Here is a 24,567-nt window from a genome sequence, read left to right as displayed (position 1 = left end):
CAGAGAATTGTCAATACGCTTGGAAAACCATTGCGCGCGCGGGCGCCGGCGCACGACGCGCCGGCGCCGCGCTCATTCCCGCTTGGGTTCGCGCCATCCCGGCCCGCGCACCACCCGCCCCGGCTTGGCGCCGGTGTGCTCGCCCTGGCGCAGCACCTGCACGCCATTGACGAACACGTCGCTGACGCCGGTCGCGTACTGCTGCGGCGCCTTGTAGGTGGCGTGGTCGGCGATCGTGGCCGGGTCGAACACCACGATGTCGGCGTAGCAGCCCGGCTTCAGGCATCCGCGGTCGCGCAGTTTCCAGTTCGCCGCCGGCAAGCCGGTCAGCCGGTGGATGCCCTCTTCCAGCGGCATCAGCTTGCGCTCGCGCACGTAGTGGCCCAGGAACCGGGCGACGTTGCCGTAGGCGCGCGGATGCGTGCTGGATTCGAGGAACACGCCCTCCGGCGCCGACGATTCGGCGTCCGAACCCAGGCTGGTCCACGGCTGCTTCAGGCCCAGCTCGACGTTCTCCTCGCTCATCAGGAAATACGCGGCGACCACGCGCGAATCGTCCTCCACGATCAGGTCGAGCACGGTCTCCTCGGCGGACTTGCCGCGCGCCCTGGCCACTTCGGCCAGGGTCTTTCCGAGCAACGGCTTGAGCTTTTCGTTCTTGAACTCGATGAACAGCACGCGCTCGTCGGAACCGGTGAGCAGGCGGATGTTCTCCCAGTCCACGTTGGGGTCCTTCATCTCGGCGATCACCCGCGCGCGGGTGGCCGGATCCTTGAGCCGGGCGACCATCGCGTCGTGGCCGCCGGCCTGCACCCAGGGCGGCAGGCCCGCGGTCAGGCCGGTGGCGCCGGCGGTGTAGGCGTACATGTTGGCGCTGACCGCCAGGCCTTGCTTGCGCGCCTGGTCGATCCTGGCGATCGCCTGGGCCATCTTCGGCCAGTTCTTCTCGCCCGCCGCCTTGAGGTGGTAGACCTCGGCGCGCTGTCCGGTGGCGCGGGCGATGGCGATGGTCTCGTCCAGCGCTTCCAGGAACCGGTCCGCCTCGCTGCGCATGTGCGCGACATAGCCGCCGCCGGATTCGGCCGCGGCCTGCGCGAGCGCGACCAGCTCGCCGGTGTCGGCGAACGCGGCCGGCGGATAGATCAGCGAGCCGCCCACGCCCAGCGCGCCTTCGGCCATCGCCTGGCGCACCAGCGCCTGCATGCGCGCAAGCTGCGCGGCGTCCGGCTCGACGTCGCCTTCGCCCAGTTCGTGGATGCGCACCGTGGTGGCGCCGACGAACGAGGCCACGTTCGGCGTGATGCCGCGCCGTTGCAGGTAGTCCAGGTACTCGCCCAGCGTGGTCCATTCGATCGGGTAGCGGATGTCGCCCTGCTGCTTCAGCGCATCGGCCTTCATCGCCGGGGTGTACGGGCCCATCGACCAGCCTTCGCCGAATACCTCCAGGGTCACGCCCTGCTTGGTGTCGCTCACGCCGCGGCCATCGACGATCAGCGCTTCCGGCGCCCAGCTCAGCATGTTGATGAAGCCCGGCGCCACCGCATGGCCGCGGGCATCGACGGTGCGCGTGGCCACCGCCGCGCTCCCCGCCGGCAGCAGCGCGGCGATGCGGTCCGCGCGCACCGCCACGTCCACGCGCCGGCCGGCGGCGCCGCTGCCGTCGTAGACCACGCCGTTGCGTATCAGCACGTCGTACGATTCGCCGGCGGCCATGGCGGCGGGCATCGACGCGCAGCCGGCCAGCATCAGCATCAGAACGGAAGGTCGCAATCGGTACATCGGTTTGCTCCTGGTGGATACCGCGATGACGGGCAGGCGCCGCCGGAAGGTGCAACGGCGGCTTCAACGATGGGGGTTCTCCGCCGGCGCGTGCGCCGCGGCGGGCGGCGGTTCGACGGACGCAGGGCGGCGCTCCCGTTCCATGGCGCGGATCGGCCGGTCCAGCATCCACAGCGCGCAGGCGGCGAGCAGCGCCAGTCCCGCCAGCAGCACGAAGAATCCGGCGTGGCCGATCCACGACCACAGGGCGCCCACCGCGCCGGCCAGCAGGCTGCCGGTGAAGATCGCCAGGAACCACGCCGCCACCGTGGTCGCGCCCAGCCGCGGCGGCGCCAGGCGCGCGAACAGTCCCAGCCCGGTCGGCAGGATGTACAGCTCGCCCAGGGTGAGGATCGCGAAGAACGCGAGCAGCCATGGCCAGCCGACGCGCCCGCCGCCGGCCGACCCATCCAGCGCCGCCAGCAGCAGGTAGGCCAGCGCGACGATGACCGCGCCGATCGCCATCTTGCGCGCCGGCGACATGTCGCGGCCGGCATCGGCGCGCCGCCGCCAGTGCAACAGCAGCAGCGGCGTCATGCTGATCACCAGCAGCGGATTGAGCGCCTGGAACCAGGTCATCGGAATGACCGCGTCGCCCCAGCTCCGATCCACGCCGCTGTCGATCCACAGCGGCAGCGTGTTGCCGATCTGCTCGTAGGCACCGCGGAAGATCGTCGCCGCCAGGCCCACGCACAGCAGCAGCAGCCACAGCCGCGCGCCATTGCCGCCGCGTTCGTCCGCCGCGGCGGCGGTGCGCACCCGCGTGCGGCTGTCCGGCGGGAGATAGCCGCGGCCCAGCACGTAGATGATCAGGCCGACGAACATGCCGATGCCGGCGGCGCCGAAGCCGTAGTGCCAGCCGTAGACCTCGCCCAGGGTGCCGCAGACCAGCGGCGCCATGAAACCGCCGATGTTCAGGCCGACGTAGTAGACGTTGTAGGCCCGGCCGCGGCGCGGGTCGTCGGCACGGTACAGGTCGTTGATCTGGCTGGGCAGGCTGGGCAGGAACAGGCCGTTGCCCAGCGCGATGGTCGCCAGCGCGACGTAGAACAGCGGCTCGAACGTCATCAGGAAATGGCCCAGCGCCATCACGCTGCCGCCGATGATCACCGCGTTGCGCTTGCCCAGCCAGCGGTCGGCGAGCGCCCCGCCCAGGATCGGGGTGAAGTACGCCATCGCGGTGTAGGTGCCGTAGATGAAGGAAGATTTTTCCTGGGCGAACAGCAGCTCCTTGGTCATGTAGTAGACCAGCAGCGTGCGCATGCCGTAGTAGGAGAACAGCTCCCACATGTTGGTCAGGAACAGGATGGTCAGCCCGCGCGGCTGGCCGAACCAGGTCTTTTCCGCCGTCTGGCTCATGCGCCGGCCCTGCAGCCCCAGACCTCGTCGCCGCAGAAGATGCGGCCGTCCTCGTAGCGCACCGACGGCGCGCGGTCCTGGGCCAGGAAGATCGGCCCATCCAGGTCGACCACGTCGCACAGCTGCCCCAGCACGAACGCCGGCGCCGCGGCCAGGCTGGTGCCGCACATGTTGCCGACCATCACCCGCTTGCCCAGTTCGCGCGCGCGCCTGGCCATCAGCAAGCCTTCGGTGAGCCCGCCGCACTTGTCCAGCTTGATGTTGATCACGTCGAAGCGGTGGTGGCGCGCCTCGAGTTCGGCCAGGTCCAGGATGCTCTCGTCCGCGGCAAACGGCAGCGCGCGTTCGATGCCGTCCAGGTCGGCCTCGCGGCCGCGCGCGCACGGCTGCTCGAGCAGCGCGACCTTCGCCTCGACCAGCGCCGGCAGCAGCGGCGGCAGGCTGTGCGCGTCGTAGCCCTGGTTGGCGTCGACCCCGATCCACGCGTCCGGACAGCGCGCGCGCACCGCGCGCACGCGCGCGGCGTCCAGTTCCGCATCGCCGGTCAGCTTGAGCTTCAACGCGCGCGCCTGCACATAGGCCGCCGCGCGCTCGGCCATCACCGCCGGATCGTCGGCGCCGACGGTGAAGGTGGTCAGCAGCGGGCGCACTTGCTGCAGACCGGCCAGCTTCCACACCGGCACGCCGCTGCGTTGCGATTCCAGCTCCCACAGCGCGCAGTCCAGCGCATTGCGCGCGCCGCCGGCAGGCAGCAGCGTGCGCAGCGCCTGCCGGTCGATGCCGGCCTCGATGCGCGGCCGCAACGCCTCGAGCGTGGCGATCATCGCCTCGGGATGGTCGTGCGTGTAGTACACGCCCGCCGCCTCTCCCCGCCCGACGTGCGCGCCGTCGCGCAGGGTGACCAGCGTCGCCGGCATCGCGTCGAACACGTGCCCGGCGATACGGAACGGCGCCGACAGCGGCAGCGGTTCGTTGTGCAGCTCCAGTTCGATGGGTCCGGCGATCACGCGCACCTCGGCAAGGACACCCATGGAAGGCGGCGGGCAGCAGACGCGGCCCGCCGGCTCAATCAGTAGTACGCGCCATAGCCGATCAGGTGGTTGGCCAGGCCCACCCACAGCAGGAACAGGCACGCCAGCGCCAGCAGCACCGCCCACACCTTGGCGAGCCAGCGGCGCCGGCTGCGCAGCACCTGCCACGCGTTCCATGCCGACAGCGCCGCGCCGACCGGCAGCGCCACCAACGCGAACAGTCGCAGCGCGTTGATCGTCAGGTCCGATCCGGGACCGGTCAGTTCCAGGTCGTTGAGCATCGCCACCACCAGCCCCATCGCCCCGGCGATCGCCACGAACACGGCCAGGGCCGTCAGTCGCGCCACGCGGTGGGCGCGCGCATCGGCGCCCGACAGGCCGTAGGCGACGCCATAGTGGCGCCGCACCAGCGCCGATACCGGCCAGGCCAGTACGGTCAGCAGCAGCACCGCCAGGCTGGCCGCCAGCAACGGCAGCGACAGCGAGCGCCACAGCGACAAGCGCTCGAACACCATGATCGGCGCATACGGTTCCATGCTGAAGCGCACCACCTTGCCGTCGACCACGTCGGCGGCCAGGCGGTCGCTGCCGGCCACGTCCTGCCACAGGTAGGGCGCCGTCTCGCGCCACTTCTTCGGCGCGCCGCTGGCGTCCGTGGCCATCGGCACGCTGATCGTGCCGTCCTCGTTGGCGATCACCTTGACCTGGCCAAGCAGGTTCGCCAGCGACAGCAGGTTGCTCTGCGCGCGGCGGCTGCTTTCGTAGCTGCCGGCCATCTGCGCGGCGTGCAGCTTGGCCTGCTCCGGATCGAACACCGGCGCGCGCGCCTTGGATCCGGGGAAGTAGCGATCGGCGAATCCGCGCACCAGCGCGCCACGGATGTGCCCGGTCGCGCCGTCGCGGCCGCTGCTGTTCATCGACACGAAAATGCCCACGCCGTCGTTCAGGAACAGCTGCAGGTCGCTGTGGAACCACAGCGTGTCGCCGCCATGGGCGATCGCCCGATGGCCGTTGACGGTGGTTTCGTAGAAGCCGAGCATCATCCGGTTCAGCGGGCCCACCGACGCCTGCCCGGTGGAATGCATCGTGCGCGCGGTCTGCGCACCCAGGATGCGCGCGTCCCCATAGGCGCCGTCCTGCAGGTGCGCGATCATGAAACGGGCCATGTCCGCGCCGGTGGCGGCCAGGCTGCCCGCCGGCGCCAGGCTGATGAACTCGTAGTCCTTCGGCGTGCCGTCGGAGGCCTTGTCGTAGCCCTTGGACACCTTGGCCAGCAAGGCCGGCGGCAGCGGCTGGCTGAAGCTCGCATGGGCCATGCCCAGCGGCTGGAAGATATGGCGCGCGACATAGGCGTCGAACGGCTCGCCCGACACGCGCTGCACGACGTAGCCCGCCAGCGCGGTCGCATAGTTGGAATAGGCCGGCGTGGCGCCGGGCACGTGGATGCGTTCGGGCACCCAGCGCTTCAGCGCCGCGTCCAGCGGCACGATCTCCTCGGCGCGCGAGCTGATCAGCCCGCGGATCTGCTCCTCCAGGCCGGTGGTATGGGTCATCACCTGGCGCAGCGTCATCGCCTTGCCGTTGTGCGGCGGGATCTCGAAGTCGAGGTACTGGTTGATGTCCGCGTCCAGGTCCAGCTTGCCCTGCTCGACCAGTTGCATGACCGCGGTCCAGGTGAAGAGCTTGGACACCGAGCCGGGCCGGAACAGCGTGCCTTCCGGATCCACCGGCACGCGCTTGTCCAGGTCGGAATAGCCATAGCCCTTCTGCAGCAGCACCTGGCCGTCCTTGACCACCACCACCACCGCGCCGGCGATGTCGCCGCTCTCCAGCGCGTAGGGCAGGTAGCCGTCCAGCCAGGCCTGCGCGTCGGCGCGGGTCAGCGCGGGCACCCCGTCGGGGCTGGGCGTCTGCGGCGGTTGCGACGGCGTCGCGGTCGCCGGCGCGGTCACCGGCGGGACAGCGGGCGGCACCGAGGGCGCCTGTTGCGCGCCCGCTGTCGACGCCAGGCCCAGGGTCAACAGACAGCCGTACAGCGTGAACGGAATTACGCGCATCGCTTACTCTCCGGAGCGGTGATGGGCAATCCCGCCGCATTCGATCATCGGCCAGGCGGGCTGTATTTGTCCTGATTTGGTAATAATGATCCTAATCAGAGAATTGTCAACCACGCCCCTGGCCGCGCCATCGCCTGCGGATCCAGGGGGCTGCCGGCCTTTCCAACGCTCCCCGCTGGGGCGATGATGATCCTGCCCAGGACGCTTCCACCGCTGCGGGCATTCCCCCAGGAGAGCAGGTAAGGATGAAATCGCAACACCCCACCATCGGCGGACTGCTGCGCTCGCTGCGCGCGCGCAAGGGCTGGACGCTGAAGCAGATGAGCCAGCATTCCGGCATTCCGCTCTCCACGCTGTCCAAGGTCGAACACGACCGTTTGACCCTGACCTACGACAAGCTGCTGCAGCTCAGCCAGCGCCTGCAGCTGCGCATGTCCGAGCTGTTCGCCGAGCAGGACGACACGCCCGAGCCGGCGGTGACCGCGCGCCGCAGCATCGGACGCATCGAGGACGCGATCCGCGTCAACACGCCCAACTACGACTACTACTACCTGTGCCCGGAACTGCGCCGCAAGCGCATGATCCCGGTGCTGACCCGGGTGCGCGCCAAGAGCATCGAGGAGTTCGGCGAACTCGTGCACCACTCCGGCGAGGAATACATCCACGTGCTCGAAGGCCGCGTCGAAGTCCATACCGAGTTCTACGACCCGATCGTCCTGGACGCCGGGCAATCGGTCTACATCGACTCCAACATGGGCCATGCCTACCTGGCCGCCGCAGGCTGCAAGGAAGCCCTGCTGTTGGGCGTGTGCTCCAGTTCGGACGAGCAGCTGATGGAATCGCTGATGACCCTGCACGGCGACGAGACCGCGGCGCAGCGCGAGCGCAACGCCCCGGCCGTCGCGACCAAGCCGGCCAAGCCCAAGGCGAAGGCGGTCCGGCGCAGCGCCTCCGCGTCGCGGAAAAAGACATGACGCCTGGCATGGCACCGTGCACTGCCAGCACACTCGCAGTTGTCGGTGGATCGCCTACAGGCGCAGCCGCAGCCTGAGCGCACACGCCCCGTGTGCAAGCCGACGCGGACTCGGCGGCAACGCGATTCAGTGGCAATGCTCGATCCGGCGGTGGGTGGCCAGGCCCGGTCGGCCTGGTCCTCGGATACGGGGCTGCCGATAACCGGTACTAGCCCGGGGTTGGATCGGGCCCGGCGCTGTCCGGGCTAGACGCTTTCGCCGCTGCTTCTTTTCCTGAACTGCGCGGCTTTGTGGCGATTCCCGCACTGGGCCATGCTGCACCACCGGCGCTTGTGCGATTTCGTGCGATCGTAGAACCACAGGATGCAGTCCGGGTGTTCGCACTGCCTGACCAGGGCGAAGTCGCCCTCCACCAGCAGCTGCGCCACCGCTTCGGCCACCGGGCCGAGCAACGACGCCATCGCATCGCCGCGCGGCACCCGCGCCAACACCAGCTTGCCCTCGCCATCGCGCTGCAGGTCCGGCGCGCTGAGGTAGGCATGCAGGTACTCGTTGAGGCCGCCGATGTCGCCGGCCTTCCCCTGCTTGCGCCTGGCGATCAGCTCATGGGCCTGTGTCCGCAGCGTCCTCGCACGAGCCAGCAGGCCCGCCGGTGCGGTGCCCCCGCGCCCGCGCGGCGACGCCAGGCCATGCCGTGCCAACCAGCGGAGCACGTCGCCATCGGTGTTCCAGTGGTCGACGACCCTGCCCTGCGCACGCGCCTGCGTGTTGAGCAGGTCCATCGCCAGATGGTCGCCGACCATCGGAGCCTCGCCGGCGTCGCCGTCGCGCTGATGCTGTGTGTCGGCCACGTCATAACCTCAAAAATATGATTTGACAGGTTACTACGTCCACCGCACACTACGCTCAAGTAACCTCTATATTTGTTTAATACAGGTTACTTACGCTGCACCCTTCCACCCAAGGAATCGCCATGAACCTCCAGCCTGCCCTTCTTGCGGCCGCCCTCGGCACCGCGTTCTCCGCAGCGGCCGCGGACGCTCCCGTACGCGTGCACCACCGGACGATGCAGGTCGAAGGCGTCGACGTCTTCTACCGCGAGGCCGGCCGGCCGCAAGCGCCCACGGTCCTGTTGCTGCACGGATTCGGCGCTTCCTCGCACATGTTCCGCGAGCTGATACCGGCGCTGGCGCAGCGCTATCACGTGATCGCCCCGGACCTGCCCGGCTTCGGCCAGACCACGGTGATGCCCGGGGTCCGGTTCGACTACACGTTCGACACGCTCGCATCGGTCATCGACGCGTTCACCGTCGCCAAGGGCATGGACCGCTACGCGCTCTACGTCTTCGACTACGGCGCCCCGGTCGGTTGGCGCCTGGCGGTGGGCAACCCGCACAAGATCAGCGCGATCGTGAGCCAGAACGGCAATGCCTACGAAGAAGGATTGAGCGCGGGCTGGGCCGACATGCGCAAGGCCTGGAACGCACCCACCGCCGCGAACCGCGAGGCACTGCGCCGCTTCAATACGCCGGAGATGATCGAGTGGCAGTACACCGAAGGCGTGAAGGACGTCTCGCTGCTCGCGCCGGAAAGCCATCAGCTGGCCTCCGCGGCGATCGAACGCATCGGCGTCGAAGCGCAGATGGATCTTCTGCTCGACTACGGCGCCAACATCGAGCAGTACGCGCAGCTGCACGAATTCTTCCGCCAGCACCAACCGCCGACGCTGGCGATCTGGGGCCTGAACGATCCCTTCTTCACCCCCACCGGCGCCGAAGCGTTCAAGCGCGACAATGCGAACGCCGAAGTGCGGTTCCTCGATACCGGCCACTTCGCCATCGAAACCCATGGCGGGGAAATCGCCGCGGCGATGCTGGAATTCCTCGACCGCAGCGTCGCGCCGTGAGTGGCGCTGCCGGGCGAAGGCGGTGCCCGGTCGGCTACGGCGCGCACGTGAGGTCGATGCCAGGCATCGCATAGGCGTCGCCGCGCTCGGCGACCATGGACCGCGCGCGCTCGGCGTAGGCCGGCGATTCGGAAAGCGTCGCGCGTGCCTTCCACAAGCTCGTGAATCCGCCAGGCCCATCGCTCGAGCGCGGCGAACGTACACTGCCAGTAGCGACATTTCGCCCTGGCCATCCCTACGGCGACCCGTGCCGTGGCGACATGTACGCGGCGCGCAAGCGAACGTCCCCGAGCGACCATGGCGCAGCGCCGCTGCCTCGCGCTTAGCCGCTCGCGCTCGCCAGCGCCATCACTGCGCTACGCGGCGAAGGTCACCCAGGCCGCGCCTTGCCGCGCGCCAGCCACCGCGGCTTCGATGAAGACCATGCCGGCGACGCCGTCGTCGATGCCGGGAAGATCGAGATCGTCCGGCGCCGGCGCACCGGCGGCTTCCGCGGCGATCGCGCGGAAGGCTTCGCGATACAGGACACGCGCAGGCTCAGGCGATGCAACCGGCGAGGAACAGGCGCTGCGGGTTCATGGGTTTCTCCGCGGATGGGACGGGCGCCTCAGGGCAACACCCGTACCTTGATGTTGCGGTAGTGCACTTCGCTGCCCGGATCGTGCGCCTGCAACGCGAAGGTGCCCGAGGACAGCACCCGGCCCTTCATGTCGGCCGGCCGCTCCGGCCGCTCGGGCTGGGTGTAGTCGACGATCGGCTTGTCGTCGACGAAGGTGCGGATGCGGTGGCCTTCGACGCGGATGCGCAGCGTGAACCAGGTATCGTCCTTGGCCGGCGCCTGGAAGGTGTCCTCCACCGCATACAGGCCGCCGGTGCGCTTGGGATCGCTCTGGCTGTTGTTGACCTGCACTTCGTAGCCTTTGGCCGGCCAGCCCGCATCCTGCCAGGCGGTATGGAAGTAGACGCCGGAATTGGCGCCGGGCTTGGTCATCACCTCGAGCTGCAGCTCGAAATTGCGGAACTCGTGGCGCTGCACCTGGCCCAGGTAGTACAGATGCGAGCGCGGCCCGCGCACCACGATCGCGCCGTCGCGCACGCTGAACGAACCGGGCGCCTCGCTGGCGCGCCAGCCGTCCAGCGTCTTGCCATCGAACAACGGCTTCCAATCGGCAGCCGCCGGTTCTGCGGCGTGCGCGCTCATGCCGCTGGACATTGCCAGCAGACAGGTGCCGAGCAAACGGATGTACATGCGATATCTCCTCGAGGAAGGCCGACATGCCGCCGGCATGGATGGGTGCGATGCCGCAGACGGCGGCAACGCCGTGCTCATGGCGGCCCGCTCATTGCGGCACCGGCCGTGCGATGGTGCGGATCCAGATGTTGCGGAACGCCACCGGAGCGCCGTGGCCCTGCAGCCGCAGCGGCCACCGCGCGGCATGCGCTTCGACGATGTTCTCGCCGCGCAGCGCGGCGATGGCGCCGCCGCCTATCCCGCCCACGCCGATCGTCGCGATAGCGAGCCGGTCGTTCGGTCCGATGCGCCGTACGCGCGGCACCGACGGCGCAGCGCCCACCGGCATCGCCAGCGCGCCGGACGCCACCGCGGCCGCGAGCCGTTCGCGGCGCGAGAGCGCCGGCATCAGCCCACCCCCACACGCTTGAGCACGTCCGGCGGCGGGCCGTCGAAGCTGGCCAACGGCACGTTGCCGACATAGCCCAGGTACTGCCGCCCTTGCGGCGACGTGGAGAATCCGCCGATGGTCAGGTCGCGATAGCGGGCGAAGAATTGCGCGGCCTGCCTGAACTCGGCGCGCGCCTTGGGCAGATAGCAGATGTCGTCGCAGATCGCGCGGCGCTGGTCCACGCCCGATCCGCCGAAGCTGCGCGAGAAGCGCTGCTGCGCCTGCGCATCCAGCCAGTCGAACCCGGCCAGGATCAGCGTGCGGTCGGCGACCTGTCGCGGATACGGCGCGCTGACCCATTCGTTGATGAAATCGACCACGCCGACCGCGACCGCGCCGGGCCCTTCCGCATCCGCCGGCACGATCAGGTCGCACAGCGCGGTGGCGATGCGCCGCTGCCGTTCGTCCAGCGTCAGCGGCCAGACCGAATCGGGCCCGTAGGCCTTGAGCAGGTCCGGATCGGTGCCGTAGCCGGTGCCGGAAGGCAGCGTGGGCGGCGGCGCCTCGGCACTGCATCCGGCCAGGTGCAGCAGCGGCAGGCTGGCCGCGCTCAGCATCCACTTCAACGAGGTGCGGCGGTCCATCAGAGCTCCTTGCGGCGCATGCGCGCCAGGATGTGGTCGGACGCGCGCCAGGCCAGCGCCATGATCGTCAGCGTCGGGTTCTTGTCGGCGTTGGAGGCGAAGACCGCGCCGTCGGTGATGTACAGATTGTCCACGTCCCAGGTCCGGCACCACCGGTCGGTGACCGAGGTGCCCGGATCGGCGCCCATGATCGCGCCGCCCACCTCGTGGATGATCGAGCCGCCGGGTTCGATGGCCTTGGCGCCGTCGGTCTGGACCTGTCCCTGCACGCGTCCGCCCATCGCCTCGATGATGTCGGCGAAGGTGCGCTGCATGTGTGCGGCCTGGCGGATCTCGTGCTCGGACCACTGCCAGTGGAAACGCAGCACCGGGATGCCCCACTTGTCCTTCACCTGCGGGTCGATCTCGCAGTACGAATGCTCGTTGGGAATCATCTCGCCGCGGCCGGCGAAGCCGACGAAGGAGCCGTAGTAGCGGCGCACGTCCTGCTTGAATTTGTGGCCGTAGCTGCCGCCGGTGAGCCATTCCAGCCCGGCCCCGGTACTCAGGCCGGGCATGCGCCGGCCGCCGCCGAACTCGATGTGGTAGCCGCGCGCGAAACCCAGCTTGCCGGCCAGTTGTTCCTGGTAGAGCCACCACGGCGAATACATGTGGCCGCCGTCGGCGCCGTCCTCGTTGTGCGGCGGCAGGTTCTCCAGCAGCGGCACCTGTCCGCTCAGGCTGGCGCCGACCGTGTCCATCACATAACGCCCGACCTTGCCGCTGGAATTGGCCAGGCCGTTGGGGAACGAGGTGGACTTGGAGTTGAGCAGGATGCGCGCGGTCTCGCAGGCGCTGGCGGCCAGCACCACCACGCGCGCCGAGGCGGCGAATTCCTTGCCGCTGGTCTTGTCGATGAAGCGCACGCCATCGGCCTTGCCGTTGGCGCCCAGCACCGTCTCGCGCACCATGGCGTTGCAGACGATGTCCAGCCGCCCGGTGGCCAGCGCCGGCGGCAGATGCACGGTGGTCGACTGGTAGTTGGCTCCGGTCGAGCAGCCGCGGCCGCACGGGGTGGCCCACCAGCAGGCCGCGCGGCGCAGCATCGACTCGCGCAGGATCCGCTGCGCCTCGGCGTTGCCCGGATGCAGCTTGGCCGGCAGGGTGTCCGCATCCAGGCGCCGGGTCAGCACCGCGCGGTGGCCGGCGACCACCGGCACGCCCAGGCGCCCGGCGCGCTGCTGCACCAGCAGGTCGCTGACCTTGGGCTTGGGCGGCGGCAGCAATACGCCGGGGGGCGAATCGGGCGTGTTCTCCAGGCCGTCGTTGTCGCCGTACACGCCGATCAGCATCTCGACCTTGTCGTAGTACGGCGCCACGTCGGCGTAGTCGATCGGCCAGTCGAAGCCCAGCCCGTCGCGGCTGTAGGGCTTGAAGTCGTAGGCGCCGTTGCGCAGCGAAATCCGCCCCCAGTGGTTGGTGCGGCCGCCGAGCATGCGCGCGCGCCACCATTCGAAGCGGCCGGCATCGTCCTGCCGCGCGTTGACGTAGGGTTCGTCCGGCACCTGCCAGCCGCCGTCGACGGTGGCGTCGTAGAAGCCGAACGCCTTTTCCGGCGTCGCCGTGCCGCGCAGCGGCGCCTGGTCCGGGGTCTGGAACATCGGCGTCTCGCTCTCCGGCGCGTAGTTGCGCCCGGCTTCGAGCATCAGCACCCTGGCGCCTTCCATGCACAGCGTATAGGCGGTCTGTCCGCCGGCCGCGCCGGAGCCCACCACGATCACGTCGTACGCCTGCTTGATGGCGTCTGCGGTCAGGAAAGGCACGGGCGCGTCACGCTTTCAGGCGGCTGAGGCAGTCGAAACCGAGCTCCGCGCTTTCCAGTGGTGCCCGCTCGAAGTTCTCCTGCTCCACGAAGCAATGGCGGATCCGCGGCTTGGCGGCAAAGGCATCCAGCGAAGTCATCGCCGCCAACGTTAGCGAACTGCTGTGAAGAAATGCGCGTCGAGTCAACATCGTGTTCCTTCGCTCCTTCGGGAAAACATCCGGCTGGAATTCAACGAACAATGCTGCATTGCGACAACGCATTCGCGTCGCCCATCGTTGCGAGGGTCGCTCGAACGGCGTTTCGATGTTAGCGTCTTTCCGCGGTAGAGTCCTAGACCAGCTGGCTCGGGGAAGCGCAAGCATGGCGGCAGGAAACCATTCCTTCGACGCGATCGTGGTCGGTACCGGCATCAGCGGTGGATGGGCCGCGAAAGAGCTGACCGAGAAGGGATTGAAGACCCTCGTGCTCGATCGCGGGCGAATGGTGAAGCACGGCGACTATCCCACCGCGATGGAGCCGCTATGGGACTCGCCGTACGCCGGCCGCCCCACGCAGGCCGACCTCCAGCAGCAGATGGTCGCCGAGCGCGGCGGCGTGCTCACGCAGGCGACCAAGCACTGGTTCGTCAACGACAACGATCATCCCTACATCGAGAAGCAGCCGTTCGCCTGGGTGCGCGGCTATCACGTCGGCGGCCGTTCCATCATGTGGGGCAGGCAGTCGTACCGCTTGAGCCCGATGGACTTCGAGGCGAACGCGAAGGAAGGCATCGGCGTGGACTGGCCCATCCGCTACGCCGATCTCGCGCCGTGGTACGACCGCGTGGAAAGCTTCATCGGCGTCAGCGGCCAGGCCGAGGGCTACGAGCAGCTGCCGGACGGCAAGTTCCAGCCGCCCATGGCGATGAACTGCGTGGAGCTGCACCTGAAGCAGGCCGTCGCCGACAAGCTGGGCCGCGCGGTCACCATCGGCCGGACCGCCAACCTCACCGCGCCGCTGGCGCACAGCCCGCAGCGCGGCACCTGCCAGTACCGCAACCTGTGCATTCGCGGCTGTCCGTTCGGCGCGTACTTCAGCAGCAACTCCAGCACGCTGCCGGCGGCGGAGCAGACCGGCAACATGACGCTGCGGCCCAACTCGATCGTCTACGAAATCATCCACGACCCGAACAAGGACCGCGCCAGCGGCGTGCGCGTGCTCGATGCGGAAACCAACGCGCAGATGGAATTCCACGCCAGGGTGATCTTCCTGTGCGCGTCCACGTTCGGCTCCACCTTCATCCTGATGAATTCCGTCTCCAGCCGGTTCCCGGACGGCCTCGGCAACGACAGCGGCGAGCTCGGCTGCAACATCATGGACCATCACCTGGGCGTCGGCGCATCCGCGCTCGTCGAAGGCTTCGACGACCAGTACTACAGCGGCCAGCGGCCCAACGGCATCTACGTGCCGCGCTTCGTCAACCTCGGCCACGACAGGCGCCAGTACCTGCGCGGTTTCGGCTACCAGGGCGGCGCATGGCGGCCGGGCTGGACCCGGCTGCTCGAGGATTCCACGCTGGGCGCGGACCTGAAGACCAAGGCCGCGGTACCCGGGCCGTGGCAGGTGGGGCTGGGCGGTTTCGGCGAGACCCTGCCGTACCACGACAACCGCGTCACCCTGGATCGCACGCGCAAGGACAAGCACGGTTTCGCGGTGCTGGCCTTCGACGCGACCATGCGCGAGAACGAACTGAAGATGCGCAAGGACATGGCGGCCGAGGCCGCGACGATGCTGGAAGCGGCGGGGTTCAAGAACGTCAACCCGCACGACAGCGGCGACGAACTGGGCATGGGCATCCACGAAATGGGCACCGCGCGCATGGGCCGCGATCCGGCTACCTCCGTGCTCAACGCCTGGAACCAGGTGCATGCCTGCAAGAACGTGTATGTCACCGACGGCGCCTGCATGACCTCCTCCTCGGCGTGCCAGAACCCCTCGCTCACCTACATGGCGCTGACCGCGCGCGCCGCCGATCACGCGGTCCAGGAACTGAAGCGGATGAACCTATGACGACCCTCATCGACCGCCGCGAGGCGATCCGCCGCGTGGCCCTGCTGATGGGCGGCGCGGTGTCGGCGCCGGCCCTGCTCGGCGTGCTCGCCGGCTGCTCGGCCGAGCCCGGCACGGACACCGCAGGCACGCAGGCCGCGGGCACCGGCAGCGACTGGACGCCGGGCTTCCTCACCCAGGCGCAGGCCGCGCTGGTGGCGGAAGTGGCCGAGATCATGATCCCGCGCACCGACACGCCGGGCGCGAAGGATGTCGGTATTCCTGCCTTCATCGACAGGATGTTGAAGGACGCCTACCCACGGGACGAGCAGGCGCGCTTCGTCGCCGAACTCGCCGATTTCGCGGCCCGCGCGCAGCGCGAACACGGGCGCGGTTTCCTCGAACTGGAGCCGGCGCAGCGCGCGGCGATGGTGACGCAGGCGCACGACCCGGCGGTCGAGGCGGAGCGGGCGTTGCAGACGCCCATCGCGCAGCGGCGCCGTCCTTTCATCCTCATGATGAAGGAGCTCACCCTGCTCGGCTACTTCAGCTCCGAACCCGGCACCACGCAGGTGTTGCAGTACCGCCCGGTTCCCGGCGCCTACCAGGCCTGCGTGCCGCTGGCGCAGGCGGGCAACGGCAAGACCTGGGCCGCGGAGACGAGCTACCGGTTCTGATCCGCGCTCCACGTACCCGGCGGCAGCCACGCAACACCAGCCACGACAGCAGGCCGACGCATGACTCCGAAATCCCGTCATATCGCGCGATCCGGTGGCCTTGCATTGCTGTGCGCCGCATTGGCCGCGGGCAACGCCGCGGCGCAGGCCTCGGCCGAGAAGGAAGAGTGGATCGCGCTGTTCAACGGCCGCGATCTGGACGGCTGGACGCCGAAGATCGCCGGCCACGCGCTCGGCGACAATTTTGCCAACACGTTCCGCGTCGAGGACGGCCTGCTCAAGGTGCGCTACGACCAGTACCGGTCCTTCGGCACGAAGTTCGGGCACCTGTTCTACAAGGATCCGTTTTCCTAGGTGGATACCGCTTCGTCGGCCAGCAGGCGCGCGATGGCCCCGGCAGTTGGGCGTTGCGCAACAGCGGCGTGATGCTGCATTCGCCGCATCCGCGCACGATGGGGCGCGACCAGGACTTCCCCATTTCCATCGAGGCGCAGTTCCTCGGCGGCCCCGGCGATGGCAAGCCGCGCTCGACCATGAACCTGTGCACGCCGGGGACGGACGTGGTCTATCGCGGCGCGATCCATCCCGAGCATTGCCTGGACTCCACGTCCAAGGCCTTCGACGGCGACCAGGGGGGCCGCGCCGAGATGCTGGTGCTGGGCAGCGGGCAGATCACCCATTTGGTCAACGGCGAGGGCGTGCTGCAGTACGCGCTGCCGCAGTTAGCGGCGGCGCGAACTTCGACCCCGCCGCCACGCCCGACGGGAAACCGGTCGAAGGCGGCTACCTCTCGCTGCAGAGCGAATCGCACCCGATCGACATCCGCAAGGTGGAGCTGCTCAACCTCGCCGGCTGCATGGACCGCAGCGCGAGCAACTACAAGCGCTCCCACGTCAGATCCGTGCCCGAAAGCTGCGTGTATGCGCAAGGCGCCGGATCAGGGAAATAACGTCGCGCCGTCCGTGACCGCCGATGCGTGGTGGGGGCACCGTAGGTTCGCCGAACGGCTATTGCCCGGCTTTCCACATTCCCGATAGGCCTCTGGCGGAACTTCAGGCGCATCGCATCCCGATGCGAATCGCGCTTCCGACCGTCGCTTCTCATCGCACCTGAGATATGGCCACGGATCACACTACGCTGCGAAGTGGAGGTCGCGCTGTCCGCGACCGAGACGATTCCACGTTCCTGGAAAGAGACCGACCGATCTCGTCTGCTTTCGGCGGATTTCAAAGGAGCGTTATCCATGGAACCCCTGTTCCGCTTTGTGCTGAATCGTCCCCCTGTCGCCCAGGACCCCGCCAATCCCAGCATCCGCCTCACCCAGGACTCGCATTACCAGGCCGCGCTGCGCCGGCTGGAAGGAAGCGGCAATCGCGAAGGCCTCAAGAAGCTCGCCGCCGGCTTCATCGCAAGCCCCGAGTTCATCGCCAGCCCCCAGGACACCCCGCTGAGCCACGGCATCGAACGCCTGTCGGCCAGACTGGACCAGCTCGAGCGCAGCGACGACGCCGGCCCCCGCACGCTTGGCCAGGCGATCGAGTCGGTCTTCGACAAGGACGCCGCGGGCCTGGCCGGATCCGACAGCTTCACGCAGGCCCTGGCGCGGCTCCGCGACAGCATCACCGCCATCAAGCAGCTGCCCGCAGAGCACCGCAGGCCAGTCGAGGCGCTGGCGCATCAGCTACGCACGCTGGAACTGGTGGAGAAGGCAGCGGCCGACGCGGACTTCCCGGCCACTGCGGCCGCGCTGCGGCGCTACCGCCGCCGGTCCATCGAACTTCCGTCCAAGGATCGCCTGCCCTCGGTGCTGCGCCCCTCCGAGGCCGACCGCAAGAAGGCCGACGAGCAGCGCGAAAAGCAGCGGTCCTCGCGCAGCAGGACCGTCGAAGGCCTGGCCGCCCGGCACCGCGCGCTCAGCGCGGCGCTTGCGGAACTGGAACAGCTCGATGGGGCCAGCTTCCAGGTCAGCGTTCCCGAAGCGTCGGAAGAGCAGCCGCCCACGCCGGGCCTCGAACTGGAAACCATGCTCAGGCGCAGCGCGTCGTTCTCCGAAAGGCTCTCGGACATGCAGCTCAAGCACCTGGAGCGCTTGCTGGATTCGCCCCGAGAGCAGAGCCCTCCACGCCTCGGCGGCGCCGTTCCCACCATCGACAACACCACCACGCGCTTGGCGGCGTCGGCCGGTAGCCCGGCGGTGTCCTTGGCACAGTTCCGGAAGGACGGCCTGCGCCTGTCGCCGGAGGCCTCCAGAGGCTTGTCGGAGCAAACGCAGAAGGTCCTCGCCGCAGGCAAGCTCTCTGCGGAACAGGATGGGATCGAGAAGATGGTCTCGTCGCTGACCCTGGCGCGCGAGGCCGTCCAGCGCGAGCTGCGCGCCGCCGCCGGTCCCCTGGTGGAGCGCAGGTTCCGCAAGGTAGGCAGCACCCTGGTGGCCACCAGGACCGCCAGGGCCTCGCTGTGGGGCCCGGCCTACGAGTCCTTCGAGCTGTCTCCGTTCCTCCCCTTCCCCGGCACCGCCAGCGTTCCCTCCACGCGCGGCAAGGTGGAGCCGGCGGGGATCGCCGACCTGCTCATGGTGCGCCAGCAGCTGATCGGCTACGAGCGCGCCGACGTGGCCCATATCGAGAACGTGCTCAAGGGCGAACTGAAGGAGCGGGAACACACCGTTCGCCGGCAAACCGAAGAGCTCACCTTCGTCGAAACCGAAGTGTCCACCTCCGAAGAGCGCGAGCTGGAGACGACCGATCGCTACGAGATGACGCGCGAGAGCAGCGAGACGATCAAGGAAGACGCCTCGCTCAAAGCCGGACTGACCGTGTCCGGCAAGTACGGCCCCACGGTGGAGTTCACCGCCAGCGCCGAGGGATCCATGTCGCGCTCCAAGGAAGAGGCGACCAAGTCGGCCTCCAGCTTCTCCCAGGACGTCACCCAGCGCAGCGCCAACAAGATCACCGAGCGGGTGCTGGAACGCTCCTCGCTGCGCGTGACCAATGAGGTCACCGAGAAGAACCTGCACAGGCTGGACAACGTCGCCGGCACCGGGCACATCTCGGGCGTGTACCAGTGGGTCAACAAGGTCTATCAGGCGCAGATGTTCAACTACGGCCTGCGCACCCTGTTCGACTTCATGGTGCCCGAGCCGGCCGCCTTCCTGATCAAGGCCATGCAGGCAGCGCACGAAGGCAGCGTCGAGCTGGAGAAACCGGAAGCGTTCGCCCTGACGCCGGACCAGATCTCCGAAACCAACTACGGCGACTGGGTCGCGGCCTACTCGGCTACCGACGTCGATCCGCCGCCGGAGATGTACCGGACCAAAGCGGTGGACTTCAAGGCCACCGACGAAGAAGCGCCGACCATGCTGAGCCACTCCGGCCAGATCGCCATCGACGAAGGCTACGAGGCCATCACCGCCTACATCGGCACGCTCGTGATCTTCTGGGCGTACAACTGGAAGCTGTTCGCGGTGGTGGGTAACAACTTCCTGCAGGTGAGCAGGAAGCCGGACATGACCTACCAGGCCATGCATACGGTGAGCATGAGCAAGGAGACCGGCTCGGTCCCCTTCGCACTGATCACCAATCGCGTGGCCACGGTGGGATTCGCCATCGAGATCAAGTGCAAGCGCACCGATCGCGCGATGGCCAAGTGGCGGGCCGAGACCCATGCCAAGCTCACCAGCGCCTATCGCGCGCGCTTGAGCGAGTACGAGGAAAAGCTGGCGGCGATCGAGCTGCAGGCGGGCGTGGCGATCCGCGGCGCCAACCCGGCGCTCAATCTGGAGCGCATGAAGGACGAGCTCAAGAAGGACTGCATCAGCATCATCACCGACCAGCACTACGACCTGTTCAACGCGATCGACACCGCCCCCAGCACCGGCCTGCCGCAGATCGACGTCTCGGAGGCGGCCAAGGAGGGAACCTATGTGCGCTTCTTCGAGCAGGCCTTCGAGTGGGAACACCTGACCTGGGTCACCTACCCCTACTTCTGGGGCCGCAAGAGCCAGTGGGACGAACGCATCGCCTTCGACGATCCCGACCCCTTGTTCACCCAGTTCCTGAAAGCGGGCTACTGCCGCGTGTCCGTACCAGCCCGGCCCGGATTCGAAGGCGCCATCGATCATTTCATGACCTACGGCGAGCTATGGGAAGGCGGCCCCCTGCCCACCATCAGCAGCCCCCTGTACCTGCCCATTGCCGACGAGATCGCCGAGCGCCTGGACCGCCCGGGCGACGAGATCGCGCAGGGCGACCCATGGACGGTGCGCATTCCGACCACCCTGGTGCAGTTGCGGCCGGACGACACGCTGCCGCGATGGACCCAGAACCCGGAAGGGGAATGGGTGGAAGCCTGATCCCGCCACGCCAGGGAGGCGAGCAGATGGCAGGCAACATCAAACCCTACGAAGCGGTGCTGGCCGACGAGAAGACGCGCCTGTCGTCCCTGCTGCGCAGCGGGACGGCAGGCCCGTCGACGATCGCCGTGTCCAGGCGCGCCTGCGAGATCATGGCCGACGAACTCAAGCGCCCCGGTTCGGTGCTCGCCTACGAGCGGATGCCGGCCAACAAGACCGGCCTGAAGGGCGCCGATCTGTGGCGCGTGGCCTGTGCGGCCAAGGCCGATGCCGAACTCCACCCCGCGTATCTGCCGCCGGCCGAATACGCGCGCAAGGCCGGCGAATACATCGCATTGGGCAAGCAACTGGTGGCGGACAGGCATGTTCGCCAGTACGCGTTCACCGACAAGAAAAACGGCATCAGCTATCTCGTCCATGGCGAAAAGCCCATCGTCGGCGAAGTGATGACCCTGGTCGCCGACGAGCTGTCGGCCTGGTTCAAGGCTCAGCCCAATGCCAAGGCCGCCATGTCCATGAGCGCGCAGGCGGGTCTGGCCACCATGCTCGGTGAGCGGCCCGACCTGGTGGTGCTGGTGCGCATGGCGCAGGAAGCGCCGTTGGACAGCGAAGTGCGCGCCGTCCCGGTCGACCGCCCTGCCGTGGTCGAAGGCATGGAGCTTGCGATCAGCCTGGTTCCCTACGTCGGCAACGCGGTGGCGGCCTATGAGGCCTATGCCGGCCGGGACCTGTTCGGCTATCGGCTCACCGACGTGGAGCGCGGCATCCTGGCCGCCACCGTGCTGCTGCCGATCGCCGGCCGCCTGGTGAAGGGCGGAAGGCTCCTCTACACCGAGGCGCGGCTGGTGTCCTTGTATGGGCGCGATGCCGCAGCATGGAACAAGGTCGTGCGCGCCAGCGGGCGCGCCGAGGCCGCATCGGGCGGCAAGGCGCTTCGCGACGTGGAGCAGGCCAGCGCGGAACTGCGCGCGCAAAAGCAGCTGGTGGGCCAGGCGGCCAAGGACGCCGCGCCAGCGATTCCCGCAGTCGTCAAAGGCTCCGGCGCAGCGTCCGCGGCCATCGATCCGGCGGTGGAAACCCTGCTCGGGCAACTGCAGAAATCCAGCAGCGCCATGAAATCCCTCGACGGCCCCGCCTTGCTGCGCATCCTGGAAAAAGGCCCCCATGTCGACCACCTGAAAGGCCAGTTGCTGGAAGAGCTGATCGAGAGCTCCCTGCTGCCCTGGCTGCGCACGCGCCTCGGGCCCCTGGCGCTGGGCGTGCGCGTGCCGGCGGGCAAGAAACTGGAGTTCATCCCCGGGCACATGATCCGGGACCTGAAAGGACGGCAGATCACCGACGGTATCCTGGCCTATCGCAGCGGCGGCGAACTGCACATCGTGGGGATCTTCGAAGCCAAGGCCGGCAAGCACGCCGCACGCGAACTGAGCCTGGCCAAGGGCTCCATGTCGTCGCTGACCCAGGCCGAGAAGCACGAACTGCGCGCCAACGCCAAGGACGTGTGGCGCGACCGGCGTGCGGAAGCGCGCCTGGCTGGGCAGCCCTACTCGGAAAAGATCGAGGACATCATGACCGAGTACGCGCTGTCGGAACACGGAGGCCAGGTAAGGCGCGACATCGAGCGGCTGGCGCCGTCCGGCGGCAAGACCAGCCTGCGCATCGGCTCCGAGCGGCTGGTGGTCAACATGTCGCCGACCCAGACCAAGTTCTTCGGCGTCGTGCCCAAGAACGTGTCGCTCAACAGCATCGAGGCGCAATTGAAAGCCGAGAAGGTGAGCTACGAAATGCTGGCGGTGGACATCAAGGACACCGAACTGAAGGCCCTGGCCGAGAAGATGCAGGGCCTGGCCGGGACGCTGGCGGCTGCGGCGCCCTGAGGTGCGGCGTGGCCGGCAGCGGTGCCGGCCGACTGCCGATCCATCCGCCGCATCCCTGTACAGGGCAGAGCTGTAGATCCGGCACACCGAAGCGGACGGCGCATTGCCGCGGCGCGCAGACGGCCACCCAACCGAAGCGGTTGTCAAATGCTAGAGCGGATTTCGGTAGGCATCTGCATCGAGTGCACCCGGCGGCCATCGGCTCAACTGGCCCGATGGTTCGGCGGGCAGGCCGCACCCGCCGCAGCCTTGCCTTCGTGCGACGAGTCTCAGGAGGTGAGACACCCCGCTGGAATGATGCGCGGCGGCCCTTCGCGGTGCCGCGGGCTCGTTCGTCTTTTCAACGGAGGAAGGTATGCCGGCAGTCATCATCGGAACGCAGATGGAACGGGGTCCCAGCAAATGGAGGTTCGCGGCCACTGTCCCGGACGAGGGCCCGGCCGATGGCCTCTTGTTGATCGAGTTCCATGGCGACGTATGGCAGCTCCCTGGATTCAAGGGGGATGTGCTGGACATCAGCGAGCTGCGCGCTGCCTGCCCGTTGGTGATGAAGGACTGGGTACCGTCGCAAGGCAACCTGAAGTGTCGCGCGCGGTTGCGCATGCCGGCGCTGATCTCGGTATCGCTGAGTCATCTACCGGAGCGCTGACCGCGACGCGACAAGGTAGGAACGGCACATGAGAGCGGGCTGCCGTTGCAGGCCACGCGCCGCCGACGGCGGCAGGTTCCGTTCGAACGCGTTGCGGACGGCGCCGAAGATCACGGTCACCAGGGCGAGTTCACGTCCTTCAGGTCGGCGAAGGTGGCGTCCTTCGCACTGACACGCATCGCGCTCGTCGCGGCATCGATCCGGCGTGCGAAGGCCTCGATCATTGGCTGCACGCGAAGACGTGCGGGGAACGCAAGCTCGGTGCCATCGCCGGGAATTTCCTGCGTCGCCCCGCTGTCTTCCCAGCGGGAGTGACCACTGGATTGCAGCAGGCGGATTCTCCGCCGTGGGTACTCGAGTGCGGTCCAGCCGCCCGTCGGGATCCTTGAGGATGGTGTGACGAGCGACTATCGTGGGCTCGCACGCATCATCCATCCGACCAGGGAGCTTCTGTCTCGATGAACAGATCGCGCATGACACTGGGTGCCGCCCTCCTTTGCTGCCTGGCCTCCGCCACGGCATCCGCGCAGGGGCAGACGCCAAGCCCCTACGTCGACGTGACGACGACGCACGTGCCGCAGGCGCCCGACCTGCATGCGGTCGACGCCACGATGATCGACGTGGACCGCGACGGCGACCTGGACGTGGTCGTCGCCGTCGAGCACGGCGCCAACGTGCTCTACCTCAACGACGGCAACGGGAAGCTGACGTGGAAGCCCGGCGTGTTCGGCGACGCGGCGAACGACAACGAGCACGTGCGCGCCGCGGACTTCAATGGCGACGGCCTCATGGACGTGATCTTCGTCGCCGAGGCCGACGAAGTGCACAACCTGTTCTTCGGCGACGGCAAGGGCGGCTTCGTGCCCATGAACTCGCGCCTGCCCCGCACCAGCCAGGGCAACGGGCTGGCGGTGGGCGACGTCAATGGCGACGGCCTGGCGGACATCGTGGTCGGCAATACGCCGGAGGACAAGCCCGGCCCGGCCCGCAACTTCCTGTGGCTCAACGACAAGCAACGCCCGGGGCACTTCATCGACGCCACCGCCACCCACCTGCCGGCCAGCGAGGACCACACCCAGGGCATCGCGCTTGCCGACCTGGATGGCGATGCCGACCTGGACATGGTGGTCGCCAACCAGTCGCCTCCCAACCGGCTCCTGCTCAACGACGGCAAGGGCCGATTCGCCGATGCGAGCGACCGGCTCGAGCTGCCGGTGCCGCTGGAGACGCGCGAGGTGCACGTGTTCGATGCCAACCGCGACGGCCATCCGGACCTCGTGTTCTTCAACCTCACCAGCAACAACGGCGGCTGGGACAAGGACCCGCAGACGCGGCTGCTGATCAACGACGGCAAGGGCCGCTTCAAGGACCAGACCGGCAAGCGGCTGCCCGCCCACCGGTTTTCCAGCTGGGGCGGCACCGTGGTCGACTTCAACCACGACGGCGCGCCCGACCTGCTCGTCAGCGCGATCCAGGTGCCGGGCTTCGTGCCGCTGCAGGTGCGCGCCTGGCAAAACGACGGCCGCGGCAACTTCGAGGACGTCACCCTGCAGGCGATGCCCAGCGCCACCGTGGGCCGCGGCTGGAGCATGGCCCAGGGCGATCTGGACGGCGACCGCAAGCCCGACATCTTCATCGGCGGCTGGCGCTCGCAGGCACGCCTGCTGCTGACCGACCGCGTGAAAGTCGGCCCGCAGAAGCCTGCGGCGTCGCCGGGCCCGCCCCCTCAGAAGTGCCCTTGCCCATGAGCATGACAAGACGTAATCAGGA

General features: G+C 68.3%; 21 protein-coding genes. 10 read left to right on the top strand and 11 right to left on the bottom strand.

Annotated features, from left to right (window positions below; all coding sequences use genetic code 11):
- Window positions 1-72: 72 nt before the first annotated feature.
- The 4 genes from JR065_RS08085 to JR065_RS08070 form a co-directional block, all read right to left on the bottom strand.
- The gene (locus JR065_RS08085) at window positions 73-1,770 is read right to left on the bottom strand and encodes an N-acyl-D-amino-acid deacylase family protein (protein WP_241093473.1); all 1,698 of its coding nucleotides are present in this window, start codon (window positions 1,768-1,770) and stop codon (window positions 73-75) included.
- 72 nt (window positions 1,771-1,842) lie between these two features.
- Complete coding sequence (locus tag JR065_RS08080) at window positions 1,843-3,177, bottom strand: peptide MFS transporter (RefSeq protein ID WP_206233526.1); 1,335 nt, start codon at window positions 3,175-3,177, stop codon at window positions 1,843-1,845.
- Window positions 3,174-4,208: a dipeptide epimerase gene (locus tag JR065_RS08075; RefSeq protein WP_206233525.1), complete on the bottom strand. Its 1,035-nt coding sequence runs from the start codon at window positions 4,206-4,208 to the stop codon at window positions 3,174-3,176. The genes JR065_RS08080 and JR065_RS08075 overlap by 4 nt, the downstream gene beginning before the upstream one ends.
- A gap of 38 nt (window positions 4,209-4,246) precedes the next feature.
- Window positions 4,247-6,265: a serine hydrolase domain-containing protein gene (locus tag JR065_RS08070; RefSeq protein WP_206233524.1), complete on the bottom strand. Its 2,019-nt coding sequence runs from the start codon at window positions 6,263-6,265 to the stop codon at window positions 4,247-4,249.
- A 245-nt stretch (window positions 6,266-6,510) separates the two neighbouring features.
- Here JR065_RS08070 and JR065_RS08065 point away from each other — a divergent pair, with 245 nt between their 5' ends.
- Window positions 6,511-7,239 (top strand): helix-turn-helix domain-containing protein, encoded by a 729-nt coding sequence (locus JR065_RS08065; protein ID WP_206233523.1) that lies wholly within the window; start codon window positions 6,511-6,513, stop codon window positions 7,237-7,239.
- A 245-nt stretch (window positions 7,240-7,484) separates the two neighbouring features.
- On the opposite strand, the gene JR065_RS08060 is transcribed toward JR065_RS08065, so the two are convergent.
- Window positions 7,485-8,021 carry a CGNR zinc finger domain-containing protein gene (locus JR065_RS08060; protein WP_241093472.1) on the bottom strand — a complete coding sequence of 179 codons (537 nt, stop codon included), beginning with the start codon at window positions 8,019-8,021 and terminating at the stop codon, window positions 7,485-7,487.
- A 191-nt stretch (window positions 8,022-8,212) separates the two neighbouring features.
- On the opposite strand from JR065_RS08060, the gene JR065_RS08055 reads away from it, so the two are divergent.
- On the top strand, window positions 8,213-9,145 hold the full coding sequence (locus JR065_RS08055; RefSeq protein ID WP_206233522.1) for an alpha/beta fold hydrolase: 933 nt from the start codon (window positions 8,213-8,215) through the stop codon (window positions 9,143-9,145).
- A gap of 34 nt (window positions 9,146-9,179) precedes the next feature.
- Here the strand turns inward: JR065_RS08055 and JR065_RS21700 are convergent, their stop codons facing one another.
- The 6 genes from JR065_RS21700 to JR065_RS08030 form a co-directional block, all read right to left on the bottom strand.
- Window positions 9,180-9,302, bottom strand: coding sequence for a hypothetical protein (locus tag JR065_RS21700; RefSeq protein WP_277420132.1), 123 nt, complete (start codon window positions 9,300-9,302; stop codon window positions 9,180-9,182).
- Window positions 9,303-9,752: 450 nt separating this feature from the next.
- Entirely contained in the window at window positions 9,753-10,394 is a 642-nt protein-coding gene (locus JR065_RS08050) for a 3-keto-disaccharide hydrolase (RefSeq protein ID WP_206233521.1), read from the bottom strand.
- Window positions 10,395-10,485: 91 nt separating this feature from the next.
- Complete coding sequence (locus JR065_RS08045) at window positions 10,486-10,746, bottom strand: hypothetical protein (RefSeq protein ID WP_206233520.1); 261 nt, start codon at window positions 10,744-10,746, stop codon at window positions 10,486-10,488.
- 38 nt (window positions 10,747-10,784) lie between these two features.
- The gene (locus tag JR065_RS08040; protein WP_206233518.1) at window positions 10,785-11,411 is read right to left on the bottom strand and encodes a gluconate 2-dehydrogenase subunit 3 family protein; all 627 of its coding nucleotides are present in this window, start codon (window positions 11,409-11,411) and stop codon (window positions 10,785-10,787) included.
- The gene (locus JR065_RS08035; protein ID WP_206233517.1) at window positions 11,411-13,213 is read right to left on the bottom strand and encodes a GMC oxidoreductase; all 1,803 of its coding nucleotides are present in this window, start codon (window positions 13,211-13,213) and stop codon (window positions 11,411-11,413) included. Before JR065_RS08035 ends, JR065_RS08040 begins: the two co-directional genes overlap by 1 nt.
- A gap of 7 nt (window positions 13,214-13,220) precedes the next feature.
- Complete coding sequence (locus JR065_RS08030) at window positions 13,221-13,454, bottom strand: hypothetical protein (RefSeq protein WP_206233516.1); 234 nt, start codon at window positions 13,452-13,454, stop codon at window positions 13,221-13,223.
- 121 nt (window positions 13,455-13,575) lie between these two features.
- On the opposite strand from JR065_RS08030, the gene JR065_RS08025 reads away from it, so the two are divergent.
- The 8 genes from JR065_RS08025 (at window position 13,576) to JR065_RS07990 (ending at window position 24,545) form a co-directional block, all read left to right on the top strand.
- Window positions 13,576-15,264, top strand: a complete 1,689-nt coding sequence (locus tag JR065_RS08025) for a GMC oxidoreductase (protein WP_206233515.1) — start codon at window positions 13,576-13,578, stop codon at window positions 15,262-15,264.
- Entirely contained in the window at window positions 15,261-15,920 is a 660-nt protein-coding gene (locus JR065_RS08020) for a gluconate 2-dehydrogenase subunit 3 family protein (RefSeq protein WP_241093471.1), read from the top strand. The genes JR065_RS08025 and JR065_RS08020 overlap by 4 nt, the downstream gene beginning before the upstream one ends.
- 60 nt (window positions 15,921-15,980) lie before the next feature.
- Entirely contained in the window at window positions 15,981-16,274 is a 294-nt protein-coding gene (locus JR065_RS08015; protein WP_206233514.1) for a family 16 glycoside hydrolase, read from the top strand.
- Between the two features lie 71 nt (window positions 16,275-16,345).
- Window positions 16,346-16,957, top strand: coding sequence for a hypothetical protein (locus JR065_RS08010; RefSeq protein ID WP_206233512.1), 612 nt, complete (start codon window positions 16,346-16,348; stop codon window positions 16,955-16,957).
- 206 nt (window positions 16,958-17,163) lie between these two features.
- Window positions 17,164-20,271: a hypothetical protein gene (locus JR065_RS08005; protein WP_206233511.1), complete on the top strand. Its 3,108-nt coding sequence runs from the start codon at window positions 17,164-17,166 to the stop codon at window positions 20,269-20,271.
- 26 nt (window positions 20,272-20,297) lie between these two features.
- Entirely contained in the window at window positions 20,298-22,148 is a 1,851-nt protein-coding gene (locus tag JR065_RS08000) for a pre-toxin TG domain-containing protein (RefSeq protein ID WP_206233510.1), read from the top strand.
- Between the two features lie 355 nt (window positions 22,149-22,503).
- A complete protein-coding gene (locus JR065_RS07995; protein WP_206233509.1) occupies window positions 22,504-22,797 on the top strand; it encodes a hypothetical protein in 294 nt (97 codons plus the stop codon).
- Window positions 22,798-23,270: 473 nt separating this feature from the next.
- Window positions 23,271-24,545, top strand: a complete 1,275-nt coding sequence (locus JR065_RS07990; protein WP_206233508.1) for an FG-GAP repeat domain-containing protein — start codon at window positions 23,271-23,273, stop codon at window positions 24,543-24,545.
- The last annotated feature ends 22 nt before the right edge of the window (window positions 24,546-24,567 follow it).

Origin of the sequence: Xanthomonas sp. (assembly GCF_017163755.1) — a bacterium.
Classification (GTDB): Bacteria; Pseudomonadota; Gammaproteobacteria; order Xanthomonadales; family Xanthomonadaceae; genus Xanthomonas_A.
Note: the sequence above shows the minus strand (reverse complement) of the source record. Positions and strands in the feature narration are given on the sequence as shown.

Bases quoted from the DNA above. Each gene is read 5' to 3' on its own strand.
- JR065_RS08080 (WP_206233526.1), bottom strand. From the start codon at position 3,177: ATGAGCCAGACGGCGGAAAAGACCTGGTTCGGCCAGCCGCGCGGGCTG.
- JR065_RS08075 (WP_206233525.1), bottom strand. From the start codon at position 4,208: ATGGGTGTCCTTGCCGAGGTGCGCGTGATCGCCGGACCCATCGAACTG.
- JR065_RS08070 (WP_206233524.1), bottom strand. From the start codon at position 6,265: ATGCGCGTAATTCCGTTCACGCTGTACGGCTGTCTGTTGACCCTGGGC.
- JR065_RS08065 (WP_206233523.1), top strand. From the start codon at position 6,511: ATGAAATCGCAACACCCCACCATCGGCGGACTGCTGCGCTCGCTGCGC.
- JR065_RS08060 (WP_241093472.1), bottom strand. From the start codon at position 8,021: ATGGACCTGCTCAACACGCAGGCGCGTGCGCAGGGCAGGGTCGTCGAC.
- JR065_RS08055 (WP_206233522.1), top strand. From the start codon at position 8,213: ATGAACCTCCAGCCTGCCCTTCTTGCGGCCGCCCTCGGCACCGCGTTC.
- JR065_RS08050 (WP_206233521.1), bottom strand. From the start codon at position 10,394: ATGTACATCCGTTTGCTCGGCACCTGTCTGCTGGCAATGTCCAGCGGC.
- JR065_RS08040 (WP_206233518.1), bottom strand. From the start codon at position 11,411: ATGGACCGCCGCACCTCGTTGAAGTGGATGCTGAGCGCGGCCAGCCTG.
- JR065_RS08025 (WP_206233515.1), top strand. From the start codon at position 13,576: ATGGCGGCAGGAAACCATTCCTTCGACGCGATCGTGGTCGGTACCGGC.
- JR065_RS08020 (WP_241093471.1), top strand. From the start codon at position 15,261: ATGACGACCCTCATCGACCGCCGCGAGGCGATCCGCCGCGTGGCCCTG.
- JR065_RS08015 (WP_206233514.1), top strand. From the start codon at position 15,981: ATGACTCCGAAATCCCGTCATATCGCGCGATCCGGTGGCCTTGCATTG.
- JR065_RS08010 (WP_206233512.1), top strand. From the start codon at position 16,346: ATGCTGCATTCGCCGCATCCGCGCACGATGGGGCGCGACCAGGACTTC.
- JR065_RS08005 (WP_206233511.1), top strand. From the start codon at position 17,164: ATGGAACCCCTGTTCCGCTTTGTGCTGAATCGTCCCCCTGTCGCCCAG.
- JR065_RS08000 (WP_206233510.1), top strand. From the start codon at position 20,298: ATGGCAGGCAACATCAAACCCTACGAAGCGGTGCTGGCCGACGAGAAG.
- JR065_RS07995 (WP_206233509.1), top strand. From the start codon at position 22,504: ATGCCGGCAGTCATCATCGGAACGCAGATGGAACGGGGTCCCAGCAAA.
- JR065_RS07990 (WP_206233508.1), top strand. From the start codon at position 23,271: ATGACACTGGGTGCCGCCCTCCTTTGCTGCCTGGCCTCCGCCACGGCA.